Raw genomic sequence first — 14,967 nt, 5'->3', positions numbered from 1 at the left:
TGGACTGACACTTGTCGCTTATCTTTTTTATGCTTGTGTATCTTCCTTGTAATCACAAGAAGTACACTGGATTTGAATACCTTTTTTCAGTTTCTTCTCTACTAGCAATTCGCTACATTTCGGACATGGGCGGCTGATTGGCTTGTCCCATGAAACGAATTCACAAGTTGGATAGCGATCGCATCCATAAAAAATACGTTTCGTTTTACTTTTACGTTCAACGACTTCGCCTTCCTTACAGCTTGGGCACGTCACTCCGATATTTTTAACGATTGCTTTTGTATTACGGCAATCCGGGAAGTTGCTACATGCCATGAATTTTCCATATCTGCCTAATTTAAAGACCATTGGAGATTCACATTTTTCACAATCTTCTCCTGCAGGTTCATCCTTGATTACGACTTTCTCCATCTCTTTGTCTGCGTGTGTTACATGCTTCTCAAAGTCTCTGTAGAACTTATCAATGATGTGAACCCATTTTTCCTGTCCTTCTTCGACACTGTCCAAATCTTTTTCCATCTGGGCAGTAAACTCGATGTCAATAATGTCCGGGAAAAACTCCAACACAAGCTGGTGGACAATGCCACCAAGTTCAGTTGGCACAAAACGCTTTGCATCAAGTGATACATATCCGCGCTTTTGTATTGTATCAAGCGTAGGTGCATATGTCGAAGGACGGCCTATCCCAAGCTCTTCAAGCGTTTTTACAAGTCGGGCCTCCGAATAACGTGGAGGTGGTTGTGTGAAATGTTGCTTCGGCTCAATTTCAAGCTTCTTCACAAAATCGCCTTTTTCCATTTCCGGTAATATACGATCTTTTTCTTCTACTTGATCATCGTTGCCTTCTACATATAATTTCATGAAACCAGGGAATTTCACTTGTGAACCATTCGCACGGAATACAACATTTTCATTCGTTAAATCAACCGTCACAGTATCTAATACTGCTGAAGACATCTGGCTCGCCAAGAAACGTTCCCAAATCAACTTGTAGAGACGGAATAAATCTTTTGAAAGAATTGATTTCAGCTGATCAGGAGATCTCAATACGCTCGTAGGACGAATCGCTTCATGGGCATCCTGAGATTTGCTCGATTGTTTAGTCGGTCCTGTTGAAGTGGTGACATATTCCTTGCCATATTCCCCTTCTATAAAACTGTGTGCATCTTTCTTCGCTGTATCGGAAATCCGGGTAGAATCTGTACGCATATACGTAATCAAACCGACAGTACCTTCTTTTCCAACATTCAAACCTTCATATAGCTGTTGAGCAAGCATCATTGTTTTTCGTGCTCGGAAGTTTAACTTGCGTGCCGCTTCCTGTTGAAGGGATGATGTAGTGAACGATGGCGCTGGGTTGCGTTTACGTTCTTTTTTAACAACGCTTGTGACTTCGAACTTGTCACCTTTAAGTTGTTTCAAGATTTCTTTTACTTGGCCTTCGTTTGTCAACTTGACCTTTTCGTTTCCATTGCCGAAGTACATCGCGTCAAATGATTTTTTGCCTTTTTCAAAGCTACCTTCGATTGACCAGTATTCTTCAGGCTGGAAATTCTTAATCTCGTTCTCACGGTCAATGATTAGTCTTAACGCAACGGATTGCACGCGACCTGCAGATAGACCTTTTTTGACTTTCTTCCATAGAATCGGACTGATGTTATAACCAACCAACCTATCCAAAATACGACGGGCTTGTTGTGCATCTACTAAGTCCATATCGATGGGACGGGGGTTTTTAAACGATTCTTTAATTGCGTCTTTTGTAATTTCATTAAAAACGACGCGACAATCTGATTCAATATCAATGTTCAATGAATTCGCTAGATGCCAAGCAATTGCTTCGCCTTCGCGATCGGGGTCAGCCGCGAGATAAATTTTCTTCGCTTTTTTGGCTGCTGATTTCAGATCCTGCATAACTGGGCCTTTACCACGAATCGTGATGTACTTTGGTGTGTATTCATTTTCTACGTCTACACCCATTTGACTACGTGGCAAATCACGAACATGACCAAGTGATGCTTTTACTTTGTACTTTTTGCCAAGATAACGTTCAATCGTTTTCGCTTTGGCTGGCGATTCCACAATCACTAAAAAATCCGACATGTATGTGCCTCCTCATAGAGGTTCCTAATAAATCAATAAAAGAAATACCTGTTGCAAAATGTATAACAGATTTTACTATAATGCAACCATTTTTCATTACATTGTTCAATTTTGAATAGACAATCCTTGAAAATCTTCTACAATTTGATAGCCATTCCAGATTGGTTTAGCTCCATCTAATAGAGACCGGTTGGGTCCGAGTGACAGCATTGAGGTGATGGGACCAGGGACACAATAGACATCTTTTCCATTGTCCAAAGCATGTTGGAGGGTACTGACTGTTCCACTTTTTTCTTTTGCCTCTGTTACAACCAGCGCTTGAGAAATACCGCTGATTAGTCGGTTTCGCATAGGAAAATACCATTTTTGTGGGGTGACGTACGGTGGATACTCCGTCAAAGTTAAATGATGCTTTTCCATGATCGTATATAACTGGGCATTCTCTTTGGGATAGCGGGTGAAGTGACCATGACCAAGGATTCCGATGGTTTTTCCACCAAGATTATGAGTTGCCTGATGAGCCATTGCATCAGCACCTTTCGCCATGCCACTGACAATGACCATTTCATGCTCAATAAGTGGAGGAAGAATCAATGACATCGCAGCTCTCGAATAGTCCGTTGCGTCTCTCGCACCAACGACGGACACGTAATATTTCATCGTTAAATAATCAATATTGCCTTTCGCGTAAAGAATTGTTGGCGGGTCATAAAGTGTTCTTAATTGTTTGGGATAATTAGGATGGTTAAATGGGATTGGGGTAATGTTATTCGAGTTATATGCTTGTATAAGGGGGGTTTCAAGCACTTTTGCATATGCATCTTTAAATTTCCTGGCTCGTTCAGGTGTCAGTCTCAATAATTTCGAAAGCTGATAGATATCCATTCCCTCGCATGAGGCTAATTCAGAATCTACTTGAAGTAGGGGATCCAAGCGATTTAGAGGGATAGGCAAAACATAGTGAAGCGCCAATAAACGATGATGAAATGATAGATTGATCATGCATTTCCTCCTTTTTTATAGAAAAAGAAACGAAACATCCGACGATGCGTCGCTTCCTTTTATATTAATCTGTTATTTATAAATTGACCAGTTTTCGACTTCTTTCGACTTCTACTTTTCTGAGTTTCTTCTATATAAATTAGATGTTAGATTCCTAGTAGCTTGGTAAAATAGAATTATACTATTAGACAAATAAATAAAGCTCGAAACGTTGAATTAACAACATTTCGAGCTTTCATACTGTAGACAAAGAAAAAAATGAGTGAATATAACTGTATATTATTGAAAAAGAGCCTTTGCAAGAATATGTTGATTTCCATTGCGGCGGGCACGGCTTCAGTCGCCGCCTCCACTCCAATCAAAAGAAATTGCTTCTGTAAGCGTGTTTCTGCAAAATATTTAAGTTGGAAGGTGGTTGGCTATTTCTGAAGACTCCTGCGGAAAAACGAAAAAAGCTAGACCCCACAGGCTCAGCTGTCGTAAACAGCTGAACCGAGGAGGCTAGCGTTTCGTCCGCGGAAAGCGAAAGAAATAGCCGACCACAATCTTTTTCGATAGAGTGCAAAAAATAAGAACTCAATTTTTATACTTTTATATTAATTATTATCTCTTTTGTCAAAAAGCTGAAAGCTCGAAACGTTGAATTAACAACGTTTCGAGCTTTTATTTTAGATTAATGTGTTTTACATTGATCGTACAAGCCTTTTTCTTTAATCACTTTGATTAAAGTTTCACCAATAACAGATGGAGTAGCTGCAACTTCCATGCCAGCTTCATTCATCGCTTTGATTTTGTCAGCAGCTGTACCTTTACCACCAGAGATAATCGCACCGGCATGGCCCATACGTTTACCTTCAGGAGCTGTTTGTCCACCAATGAATCCTACTACAGGTTTAGTCATGTTAGCTTTGATCCACTCAGCAGCTTCTTCTTCAGCTGTTCCGCCGATCTCACCAATCATTACTACTGCATACGTATCTGGATCTTCATTGAATGCAGATAATGCATCGATGAAGTCAGTTCCGTTTACTGGGTCTCCACCAATACCTACAGCTGTACTTTGTCCAATACCTTCTTGAGAAAGTTGGTGTACTGCTTCATAAGTTAGTGTACCAGAACGAGAAACTACGCCTACATGGCCTTTTTTGTGAATGTATCCTGGCATAATACCAATTTTACATTCTTCAGGTGTAATAACACCTGGGCAGTTCGGTCCGACTAAACGAGTTTTCTTGCCTTCCATATAGCGTTTAACTTTTACCATATCAAGAACAGGAATGTGTTCAGTAATACAAATCGCCATATCCAAGTCAGCATCTACTGCTTCAAGAATAGCATCTGCAGCGAATGGAGCTGGAACATAAATAACGGACACGTTAGCGCCAGTTGCTTTCACAGCTTCTTCTACTGTATTGAAAACAGGTACGCCTTCAGCTTCAGTTCCGCCTTTACCTGGAGTTACACCAGCGACGATTTTTGTACCATATTCAAGCATTTGCTTTGTATGGAAAAGAGCTGTTGATCCCGTAATACCTTGCACGAGTACTTTCGTATCTTTGTTAATATAAACGCTCATCTTTTGTCCCTGCCTTTCTTAGCCTACAAGTTCAACAATTTTTTGCGCGCCATCAGCCATAGAGCCAGCCGCAATAATGTTTAAGCCAGATTCATTCAATAATTTCTTCCCAAGTTCTACGTTTGTACCTTCCAAACGAACAACTAAAGGTACTTGCAATCCAACTTCTTTCGCAGCTGTGATTACGCCTTCAGCGATAACGTCACATTTCATGATTCCGCCAAAGATGTTAACGAAGATCCCTTTAACATTTTTGTCTGAAAGAATGATTTTGAATGCTTCCGTTACCTTCTCAGCTGTCGCACCGCCCCCAACGTCAAGGAAGTTAGCGGGTGATCCGCCGTAGTAGCTGATTGTATCCATTGTTGCCATAGCTAGTCCAGCACCGTTAACCATACATCCGATGTTGCCATCCAATGAGATATAGCTTAAGTCATATTTAGAAGCTTCGATTTCTTTTGCATCTTCTTCGTCATAGTCGCGTAATTCCAAGATGTCTTTATGACGGTATAAAGCATTAGCGTCGAAGTTAAACTTCGCGTCAAGTGCCATAACGTCTCCTCCACCTGTTACAACTAGTGGATTGATTTCAACGATTGCCGCATCTTTTTCAACAAACACTTGGTAAAGACCAAGCATGAATTTCACAGCTTTGTTTACAAGCTTAGCTGGAATGTTCATGTTGAAAGCCATACGACGAGCTTGGAAGCCTGTTAATCCAATAACTGGATCAATTACTTCTTTGAAGATTTTTTCAGGAGTTGCTTCAGCAACTTCTTCAATGTCCATTCCGCCCTCTTCAGAACCCATAAGAGTTACACGTGAAGTTGCACGGTCAAGTACTAAACCTAAGTAGTACTCTTTCTTAATGTCGCAGCCTTCTTCAACTAGAAGACGCTTGATTTCTTTTCCTTCAGGACCTGTCTGATGAGTGACAAGGACTTTACCAAGAAGTTCCTTCGCGTATGTACGAACTTCATCCAAGTTCTTCGCGATTTTAACACCGCCAGCTTTACCACGACCACCTGCGTGGATTTGAGCTTTCACCACGACAACTTCAGTGCCTAGTTCTTTTGCAGCTTTTACTGCTTCTTCAGGAGAAAAAGCAACTAAACCGTTCGACACTGCGACACCATATTGTCTGAGGAGTTGTTTACCTTGATATTCATGGATATTCATTTTACATCCTCCAATCAAACTTCTGTCAAGTAATTTACTACCTTAACCATTGTATAAAACCTGTCATACAATGTCCACACTTGTCCTTAATATTACTGAAACATCGAATATTCTGTGCTTTTTTGTCGGAAAAAGAGTTTTTCTATTTATTCATGCCATGAGACTTATCAATCCGGTAAATAAATGCAAACACTTCTGCAACCGCTTGATACAACTCTTCAGGAATCGATTCATTAATATCCAATTGGCCAAGCAGCGACACTAAACTAGGATCTTCTTGTATGGGAATTTTATGTTCCTGTGCTTTTTTTATTAGATTTTCAGCAATTACACCTTTGCCTTTAGCTATGACTGTCGGGGCATTTTCTACATTCTGTTTATATGTCAATGCGACAGCTTCTTTGATGGTTTTGTTTTCTTCCCTCATATTAGAACATCCACTCCCCATTTGCTTACTTGCGCCTCTGTCAATATGGGATTGGGCTCCGGTTGCTTTATATAACTTTTCATAAATACGCCTGATAATTGATAATTTAACGAGCTAAGACCTTTTTTAAGCGCTTCTCTAAATTGTTCTGCATAAGGCATTAATGCATCACTTTCGTTAAAAATATTAATTGTGATGACACGATTTTGTATTTGCATATCAATTACAGTCTCATTCAAAGAAGCTAAGTCCAGATAAAACATGACCCGGGCATAATTTGAATCGAGTTTCCCATCCTCTTTCATTCGACCATTCCATTGCAGTGAGGCATCCATGCGTTTTCCGAGAAAATCCAGTGGAACTTGCATAAGAAACTGATGTTGAGGACCATTTTCACCCGATAATATTTGCATCCCATTCAACCGGGAAACAATCATTTCTGCTGTTTCTTTCAACGTGGCTGCAATCGCTTGATTTTGTAGTAATGCTAGCAATTGCGGTTTAAGTGAATCACTTAATTGGCTCAGATTCGCTCCTTTCGCTAATTTTGCTTCGTAAGCAAATCCGATATTGCCAAGTATTTGTTTCATTGCTTGTTCGATCGCTATGCTGTTTATGCCAGATTGAATTGTAGATTCTGCTGTAATATAAGCTTGCTGAACGGGTAGTTGATTGGATTTACTAGATAGCAGTGTTAATTGTTCAAATACCTTTGCGTCCAACTCTTTTCCGTTCAAGGAAGTTAATATGGACAACACATAATCCTTTGGTGTAAACAATTTCTGGTCAGTGTGAAATGGTTGGGATTGACTTGCTTCGGCAAATGCCTTTATTACTTCATTTATTAAAGACTTTATAGCCGCATTCCATTCTCGCGTTTGAGGTGCTATCTGCACTACTTTTTGAATCAGTTGTTGGATTTCATCTTTTCCTTCAACTGATAGAAGTTGGTTTTGTTGAATCATGTTTTGAAGAAATTTCAATAGTTCCTGAGCTCGTTCTGGATTTTGCAATTGAAGAAGTAGTTGTCCAACTTGCAAACTTTGCCCATCAACTGGCGATTCAATGGATGTTACTTGTGAACTTAACCAGTTGGCAAGTGTTGCTTGTTTTGGGACAAGTCCAACGTCTTTCAACAAATTCAACAATGCCAGCTTGTCATTTTCGCTTGTATTCTGTGATTGTAATCGTTCAATCACTTGTCCGAGTATTGCCCCGCCAAGTTCATTTGAGAAAGGTTGAGATATTTTCGCTAATGCTTTATCTAGGTTTCCCTTTTGACTGGATGGAATGGACGTATCATTTTGTAACGCTATTTTAAATGCATCCAATAGCTGGTGTAAGCCATTTTTATCTTGTCCGCTAATTAACGTGCGAAAGTTTTCATTCGTAAATAATAAATTGAGTTCACTCAGTTTCTGAATCGCCAACAAACCTTCTGCCATTTTAACCTGTGGTGGGATTTCTTTCAGCCATTGTTCTGCCAATAGTAACTGTTCTTTAGATAGAGGTATTTTCTCTTTGACCATCTGTTGCACAATACTCTGCATTTCGGTTGTTTTCGGCAACTGAAGGGAGTCCATTAACTGCTTCGTTTGACTGGATGTGGCTTTGGAAGAGTTTAGAGCATCTGTCACTACCTTTAATTGCAAAGCTGCTTTATCACCTACTACTTGAAAGTAATGAGTATCTCCGGCTTTTAAAGGAACTTCTAATATCGCCATCATTTTTTGATTTCCCACTTGAACTTCGGCTCTTTGGTCAGGAAATAATTTTTTCACACTCCCATGAACTACTTGACCGTGTTTTAACGAGAAAACCTGTTCACTTGTGACTGCGGTTCGTATAGAAGGCTGTATAGTGGATGACATGCTCAAACCTCCTTTATGAAGTCATGGATTTTATAGGTTCAAATGATTTTCTATGAATGGGCGTTGGACCAAACTCACTCAAAGCTTCCAAATGTAAAGCTGTTCCGTACCCGGCATTTTTCGCAAAATGATATTCTGGATAGATTTTATCAAACTTATCCATTATTTCATCACGCGTTGTTTTTGCTAATATCGATGCTGCAGCGATGGCCAGACTCTTGGCATCCCCTTTAATGATCGAATGTTGTGATGTTGTTGTAGGCAGCTTCATGGCGTCAACCAGTAAGACGTGCGGTTCAATCGACAAGTTGTCAACTGCTTGCATCATGGATAACCGTGTGGCTTCGTAGATATTTAACGTATCAATTTGTTCTACTTCTTGAATATGTATGGAATAACAATGTGCATGTTTTTTAATGACTTCTGCGAAACTCTGTCTTTTACTGCGTGACAGCTGTTTGGAGTCATTTATCCCAAAAAGTTCGCTCGGGTAATCCTTGAAAATGACAGCCGCAGTTACGACAGGACCAGCAAGAGGACCTCTCCCTGCTTCATCTATGCCAGCTACCAAATCATTCATCGATAGCTTGTGACTATTGTCAAAATGAATCTTTTCTTCATGTTCAAGTTGAACTTTTTTCTGCATTTCCAGTCGCTTTAGCCAGGACGCAACCAGCTTTTGAACACCCGTCCGTTGATCGTTCATGAGTTCATTCGTCCAGTCATTAGGTTCTGATGTGTTCCTAAGTTGTTCTGAAATTGCCTTTATTGTTAGCATTCCGCTTCACCTCTTTGTCTGTGTTTTGCTATATATGTATGAATGTTGATGATATTGAATATAAAACGAGAGCGCATTTGCTCATATCGTGCCGCAAGAAAGAATATGGTCAAAGGTAGTTTGACCATATTCTTTGCGACGAGTAACCGCAGGAGCAATCTTCTAGGCGGCGAGTAACCGCAGGAGCAGCACTTTTAAAACCTGAGACCCAAAAGTCTGCATTTTTCATACTTGTTGGCTCGTCCGGAACTTGTGGTTAACCGATAGATACAATAAACAACCAGATTATTTAACAACGCCTGTGTTTATAAAAAAACCTTTTTTACCCGAAGGTAAAAAAGGTTACTGTAACTGTTCAGGTTCTGATACCAATTCATCCACAATATCAAACGTCAATTTACCGAGATGTTGCCCACGGATATCACGTACAATAAGTTGCGCAACTTGATCATAATCGATTTCCCCACCACCTGCATAGGCACGTCTAAGTTTCCCGATATGGTCAAATGTGACAACTAAGTCCTCATTTACTTCAGATAATTTGTAACGTTCTTCCATACGTTTTGGATAATGTGCAGCTAAGAAATTCAGACCATATACGGCCAAGTCTTCCATATTGGTTATGGTGTCTTTGATTGCACCTGTCAATGCCAGTTTGTAACCTACAGCCTGGTCTTCAAACTTCGGCCACAGGATACCTGGTGTATCCAAAAGCTCTAGTTCTTTCCCTACTTTTATCCACTGTTGGGCTTTCGTGATACCAGGCGTATTGCCCGTTTTAGCTAGATTCTTCTTCGCGAGACGGTTGATTAACGTTGATTTACCAACGTTAGGAATCCCAACGATCATCGCACGAATAGCTCGTGGTTTGATTCCACGAAGGCGCATGCGCTCCCACTTTTCGAACAACAGCTCACTTGCTGCTTTGGTCACAACTTGTAACCCTTTGCCTTCAAGCGAATTGATGGCAACAGCACGGTGCCCACGTTCTTCAAAATATTGAATCCACTTTTTCGTTTGAAAATCATCAGCCATGTCCATTTTATTTAAAATCAAAAGACGTGTCTTCTGCCCGATCACTTCATCAATCATCGGATTTCGTGAAGACAGTGGCAATCTTGCATCAATTAATTCAAATATAATATCGACTAATTTTAATTTTTCCGTAACTTCACGACGAGCTTTCGCCATATGACCCGGAAACCATTGAATGGTCATCTTCTAATCTCCTCCTGTGTTACTCAACAAGTCCCATTTCAGTTGGTGGCCAGAAAATAACTTTCGTACTGCCTATTATTTCATCCATTGGCACCACACCGATAATTCGGCTGTCTTTACTGTATCTTCGGTTGTCCCCCATGACAAATACATGCCCTTCAGGAACAACTTCCATTTGAATCAGTTCTTCAAGTGTAAAATCTTCTGTTAATGTACCTTCAATAATCTCTTTTTTATAGGCGTCCAAATATGGTTCCGGTAGAGGTTCCCCATTAATATAAAGCTGATCATTTTTATAAGCGATATGATCTCCTGGTACACCGATGACACGTTTAATGTAATCCTTCTTCTCAGGTGCATGGAACACGACGATATCGAAACGGTCTGGTTCCCCCACTTCATAGCCGATTTTGTTGACAATCATCCGATCTCCGTCTTCAAGAGTCGGCATCATCGATTCCCCATCAACTACGATTGGTGTAAATAAAAAATAACGAATAAGCCAGGCTAGTCCAAATGCGATTAGCAAAGCTTTTGACCATTCCCATAACTCATTTTTCTCTTTTTTCGTCTGTTCCATTTTGTTGCCCCCTTGCGTCAATTACTTATATTGTACAAGTATTTATAAAGACAAGCAAAAAGAAAGAGAGCTTGATAGCCAAGCTCCCTTTCTGATTTGATAATTATCGAATTTCTTTAATACGAGCTGCTTTACCACGTAATTCACGTAGGTAGTACAATTTCGCACGACGTACTTTACCACGACGAAGAACTTCTAAACGAGCAATTTTTGGTGTGTGTACAGGGAATGTACGTTCAACACCTACACCGTAAGAAATTTTACGAACTGTGAAAGTCGAGCTTACACCGCCACCGCGACGTTTAATAACAATACCTTCATACATTTGAATACGTTCGCGAGTTCCCTCAACGACCTTAACGTGTACACGTACAGTGTCACCAGGACGGAATTCAGGAAGATCCGTACGAAGTTGTTCTTTAGTGATTTCAGTAATAATGTTTTGCATGGTTTTCTCTCCTTAGACAGATGCTCATGCCAGCGACAATGGCTGCAGCGGAACACCGTAATTCAGCACTTCACATAGAAGTACAGAATAGATGATACCACAATTCATCGAAGCTAGCAAGCCAAATTAATTGTTTTTTTCATTCTCCCACCGTGCGATGAGCTTTTGCTCAGCAGCTGTCAATTCATGATTGGACAACAAATCTGGCCGTCTGCTCCACGTACGATATAAAGACTGTTCACTGCGCCATTGATCAATGTGTGCATGATTTCCTGAAAGTAATACGTCTGGCACTTTCAGCCCTCTGAAATCGGCAGGACGTGTATATTGTGGATGTTCAAGAAATCCAGTTGAAAATGAATCCTGTACGGGTGACTCTCCATTTCCAAGTACGCCAGGTAGCAATCGCACAACACTATCGATGACAGTCATTGCACCAAGTTCTCCACCGGTCAATACAAAATCCCCAATCGAGATTTCATCCGTCACCAAGTGTTCGCGAATTCGTTCATCATAACCCTCATAATGTCCACACAAAAACACTAACTCTTCTTCAAGCGCCAATTCTTCAGCTTTCGCTTGAGTAAAGCGCTCCCCTTGAGGACACATCAAAATGATGCGAGGTTTCTTGGAGCTAGCGGTAATTGCCTCCACGGCTTGAAATAAAGGCTCTGGCTTTAACACCATGCCTGCACCGCCACCATATGGATAATCGTCCACCTGGTTATGTTTATTGCCCGAATACGTGCGGAAATCGGTTACTGCCAGTGAGACTGCCTGCTTTTCCTGTGCTTTTTTTAAAATCGAAGATCCGAAGACACCATTAAACATGTCTGGGAATAACGACAACACATGAATACGCATCATGACAATAAGCCGTCCAATACATCAATGACGATTTTCTTTTCATCGACATCAATTTCTTTTACTACATCTTCAATATAAGGAATGTAATGAGCTTTCCCTTTTGCAGGCGTTACGGTCCAAACATCATTTGCTCCCGTTTGCAAAATATCCGTCACCACTCCAATTTCCTGTCCATCCTGGCCAAACACAGTACAACCTAGGATTTCATGGAAATAATACTCGTCCCCTTCTAAATCGGACAACTGATTTTCAGACACTTTTAAAATGCCGTCGCGGAACTCTTGCACCATTTCAATCGTCAAATAGCCTTCGAACGTCAATAAATCAAAGTTCTTATGTTGACGGTGACTTGCAACAGTTAACACTAGAGGCGATTTTCCATCTCTGAACAAAGACAGCTTATTTCCTACTGCATAACGCTCTTCAGGAAAATCTGTACTTGAAATGACGCGCACTTCTCCACGAATTCCATGTGTATTAACAATTTTACCGACGTTATACCAATTCATTAAAATCACTCCCGATTTAAAGTGCAAAAAAGGAAGGAACCATGAGCTCCCTCCTTTTCGTCTTAATCTAAAATGTCGACATACGTCTTCTTTTTGTGGTGACTGCTTGCTGCTGAATAAACAATGGTACGGATCGCTTTCGCAACACGACCTTGCTTACCAATAACTTTCCCCATATCTTCAGCATGGACAGAAAGTTTGTAGACAATACGGTTTGCATTTTCGTCTAATTCAACACGAACTTCTTCCGGATAATCAACTAATGGTTTAACAATTGTTTCAATCAGCTGCTTCATTATGCTGCCCCCGATTACTTAGCGTTTTTTGCGTTATGGAATTTCTCCATGATGCCTTGTTCAGAGAACAAGTTACGTACTGTATCAGATGGTTTAGCACCAGTTGATAACCATTTCAACGCTAATTCTTCGTTGATTTTAACTTCAGCTGGTTTTGTTAATGGGTTGTAAGTACCAACTGTTTCGATTTGACGGCCGTCACGTGGAGCGCGAGCGTCAGCAACAACAATACGATAGAAAGGAGATTTTTTAGCTCCCATACGTTTTAAGCGAATTTTAACTGCCATGTTTAATAGCACCTCCGAATAGTTTCACACAAGATAGTATATTATCAAGGATTTATTTGTTTGTAAAGTGTTTTTTCTTAACACCTAATATTTTGCCTGAAAAATCACTTGAAAAGGGAATCCAAGCCAGGCATTTTCATCTTTTTCTTGCCTTTTTGTTGTTGCATGTTCGACATTTGCTTCATCATTTTCTTCATGTCTTCGAATTGCTTAAGCAAACGGTTCACGTCTTGAATAGACGTTCCAGATCCTTTTGCAATTCGTTTTTTCCGACTGGAGTTAATGATATCCGGTGTCGTTTTTTCTTGAGGTGTCATAGCGTAAATAATCGCTTCTACACGCCCCATTTGTTTTTCATCAACTTTGGCATTTTCTAGCCCTTTGATTTTACCTGCCCCAGGAAGCATTTTAATGATGTCCTCAAGAGGACCCATTTTCTTCACTTGGTTCAGTTGCTCAACAAAATCATCTAACGTAAAGCTTTGAGTTCTGAATTTCTCTTCCAACTCTTTCGCTTTTTCTTCATCTACGTTAGCTTGAGCTTTTTCAATCAGCGACAGCATGTCACCCATCCCTAAAATACGGGAAGCCATACGCTCAGGGTGGAAAGGTTCAAGGGCATCCATTTTTTCACCCATCCCGACAAATTTAATCGGTTTTTGAGCTACTGAACGAATGGAAAGTGCTGCACCACCACGTGTGTCCCCATCAAGTTTCGTTAGGACAACACCTGTAATGCCGATGCTTTCGTTGAAGCTTTGAGCAACGTTGACAGCATCTTGACCTGTCATTGAATCTACCACTAGGAACACTTCATCCGGTTCCTTCAATGCACGAATGTCTTTCAATTCTTGCATAAGGTCCTCGTCGATGTGTAAGCGTCCCGCAGTATCAATGATAATGACATCGTTGTGATCTTCTTTTGATTTCTCAAGAGCTTGACGGACGATTTCAACAGGAGAAACTTCTGTCCCTAATGAAAATACAGGCAACGATAACTGCTTACCAATTGTTTGCAATTGTTGGATGGCTGCTGGACGATAAATATCAGCTGCCACCAATAAAGGATTACGGTTATATTTTTTACGCAAAATATTCGCCAATTTCCCGGTAGTGGTCGTTTTACCAGCACCTTGCAAACCGACCATCATTATAACGGTAGGTGGTTTTTTCGCAAACTGAATCGGACTTTGTTCCCCACCCATCAATTCAGTCAATTCATCTTTTACGATTTTGATGACTTGTTGACCTGGAGTCAAACTCTTCATGACATCCACGCCAACTGCACGCTCACTTACTTTTTTGACGAATTCTTTGACTACTTTTAAGTTTACGTCTGCTTCGATTAAAGCAAAACGGACTTCTCTCATCATTTCTTTGACGTCTGCTTCGGAAACTTTACCTTTACCTTTAATGCGTTGGATGGTTCCTTGCAGCCGCTCGGCTAATCCTTCAAATGCCATGCATGCCGCCTCCTAATCCGATTCTTTTAGCATCTCAATCAATTCAGAAGCTAGTTCTTTATTGACTGATTCCGCTTGAATTACTTGTTGTAATTGATTCATTACAAGTTGGCGTTGCTGAAATTTTTCCAGTAATTTAAGTTTTTCTTCGTATTCTTCTAACATCGCTTCTGTGCGACGAATATTATCATAGACAGCTTGTCTTGAGATTTCGTATTCGTCAGCTATTTCACCCAGTGAGTGATCATCCAGATAATAAAGATGCATATAGCTTCGTTGTTTATCGGTCAGCAAAGACTGATAAAAATCATATAGAAAGTTCATACGTGTCGTTTTTTCAAGTAGCATTGTGATCTCTCCCAC

At 40.4% G+C, this 14,967-nt stretch carries 16 protein-coding genes; all 16 read right to left on the bottom strand.

Going from position 1 to position 14,967, the window contains the following annotated elements:
- Positions 1-27: 27 nt before the first annotated feature.
- The 16 genes from topA to AC1DSK_RS03170 all read right to left on the bottom strand — a co-directional run bounded on the left by topA (position 28) and on the right by AC1DSK_RS03170 (position 14,952).
- Positions 28-2,103: a type I DNA topoisomerase gene (gene topA / locus AC1DSK_RS03245; protein WP_477546531.1), complete on the bottom strand. Its 2,076-nt coding sequence runs from the start codon at positions 2,101-2,103 to the stop codon at positions 28-30.
- A 105-nt stretch (positions 2,104-2,208) separates the two neighbouring features.
- Entirely contained in the window at positions 2,209-3,105 is an 897-nt protein-coding gene (dprA, locus tag AC1DSK_RS03240; protein ID WP_477546532.1) for a DNA-processing protein DprA, read from the bottom strand.
- A 673-nt stretch (positions 3,106-3,778) separates the two neighbouring features.
- Positions 3,779-4,681 (bottom strand): succinate--CoA ligase subunit alpha, encoded by a 903-nt coding sequence (gene sucD / locus AC1DSK_RS03235; protein ID WP_427444579.1) that lies wholly within the window; start codon positions 4,679-4,681, stop codon positions 3,779-3,781.
- An 18-nt stretch (positions 4,682-4,699) separates the two neighbouring features.
- Positions 4,700-5,860, bottom strand: a complete 1,161-nt coding sequence (sucC, locus tag AC1DSK_RS03230) for an ADP-forming succinate--CoA ligase subunit beta (protein ID WP_016427698.1) — start codon at positions 5,858-5,860, stop codon at positions 4,700-4,702.
- Between the two features lie 142 nt (positions 5,861-6,002).
- Positions 6,003-6,287 carry an EscU/YscU/HrcU family type III secretion system export apparatus switch protein gene (locus AC1DSK_RS03225; protein WP_477546533.1) on the bottom strand — a complete coding sequence of 95 codons (285 nt, stop codon included), beginning with the start codon at positions 6,285-6,287 and terminating at the stop codon, positions 6,003-6,005.
- Entirely contained in the window at positions 6,284-8,158 is a 1,875-nt protein-coding gene (locus AC1DSK_RS03220; protein ID WP_477546534.1) for a hypothetical protein, read from the bottom strand. Before AC1DSK_RS03220 ends, AC1DSK_RS03225 begins: the two co-directional genes overlap by 4 nt.
- A gap of 13 nt (positions 8,159-8,171) precedes the next feature.
- A complete protein-coding gene (locus AC1DSK_RS03215) occupies positions 8,172-8,936 on the bottom strand; it encodes a ribonuclease HII (protein WP_477546535.1) in 765 nt (254 codons plus the stop codon).
- Positions 8,937-9,278: 342 nt separating this feature from the next.
- Positions 9,279-10,154: a ribosome biogenesis GTPase YlqF gene (gene ylqF / locus AC1DSK_RS03210; RefSeq protein WP_477546536.1), complete on the bottom strand. Its 876-nt coding sequence runs from the start codon at positions 10,152-10,154 to the stop codon at positions 9,279-9,281.
- A gap of 19 nt (positions 10,155-10,173) precedes the next feature.
- A complete protein-coding gene (gene lepB, locus AC1DSK_RS03205) occupies positions 10,174-10,734 on the bottom strand; it encodes a signal peptidase I (RefSeq protein WP_477546537.1) in 561 nt (186 codons plus the stop codon).
- 103 nt (positions 10,735-10,837) lie between these two features.
- Positions 10,838-11,182, bottom strand: a complete 345-nt coding sequence (gene rplS / locus AC1DSK_RS03200) for a 50S ribosomal protein L19 (RefSeq protein ID WP_016427704.1) — start codon at positions 11,180-11,182, stop codon at positions 10,838-10,840.
- Positions 11,183-11,308: 126 nt separating this feature from the next.
- On the bottom strand, positions 11,309-12,046 hold the full coding sequence (trmD, locus tag AC1DSK_RS03195) for a tRNA (guanosine(37)-N1)-methyltransferase TrmD (protein ID WP_477546661.1): 738 nt from the start codon (positions 12,044-12,046) through the stop codon (positions 11,309-11,311).
- Positions 12,046-12,558 carry a ribosome maturation factor RimM gene (rimM, locus tag AC1DSK_RS03190; protein ID WP_477546538.1) on the bottom strand — a complete coding sequence of 171 codons (513 nt, stop codon included), beginning with the start codon at positions 12,556-12,558 and terminating at the stop codon, positions 12,046-12,048. Before rimM ends, trmD begins: the two co-directional genes overlap by 1 nt.
- Positions 12,559-12,620: 62 nt before the next feature.
- The gene (locus AC1DSK_RS03185) at positions 12,621-12,854 is read right to left on the bottom strand and encodes a KH domain-containing protein (protein ID WP_016427707.1); all 234 of its coding nucleotides are present in this window, start codon (positions 12,852-12,854) and stop codon (positions 12,621-12,623) included.
- A gap of 14 nt (positions 12,855-12,868) precedes the next feature.
- Positions 12,869-13,141, bottom strand: a complete 273-nt coding sequence (gene rpsP, locus AC1DSK_RS03180; RefSeq protein WP_016427708.1) for a 30S ribosomal protein S16 — start codon at positions 13,139-13,141, stop codon at positions 12,869-12,871.
- Between the two features lie 104 nt (positions 13,142-13,245).
- A complete protein-coding gene (gene ffh, locus AC1DSK_RS03175; RefSeq protein ID WP_016427709.1) occupies positions 13,246-14,604 on the bottom strand; it encodes a signal recognition particle protein in 1,359 nt (452 codons plus the stop codon).
- 12 nt (positions 14,605-14,616) lie between these two features.
- Complete coding sequence (locus tag AC1DSK_RS03170) at positions 14,617-14,952, bottom strand: putative DNA-binding protein (RefSeq protein WP_016427710.1); 336 nt, start codon at positions 14,950-14,952, stop codon at positions 14,617-14,619.
- Positions 14,953-14,967: the final 15 nt, after the last annotated feature.

It is taken from the genome of Paenisporosarcina sp. P4_B8 (assembly GCF_056402175.1).
Note: the sequence above shows the minus strand (reverse complement) of the source record. Positions and strands in the feature narration are given on the sequence as shown.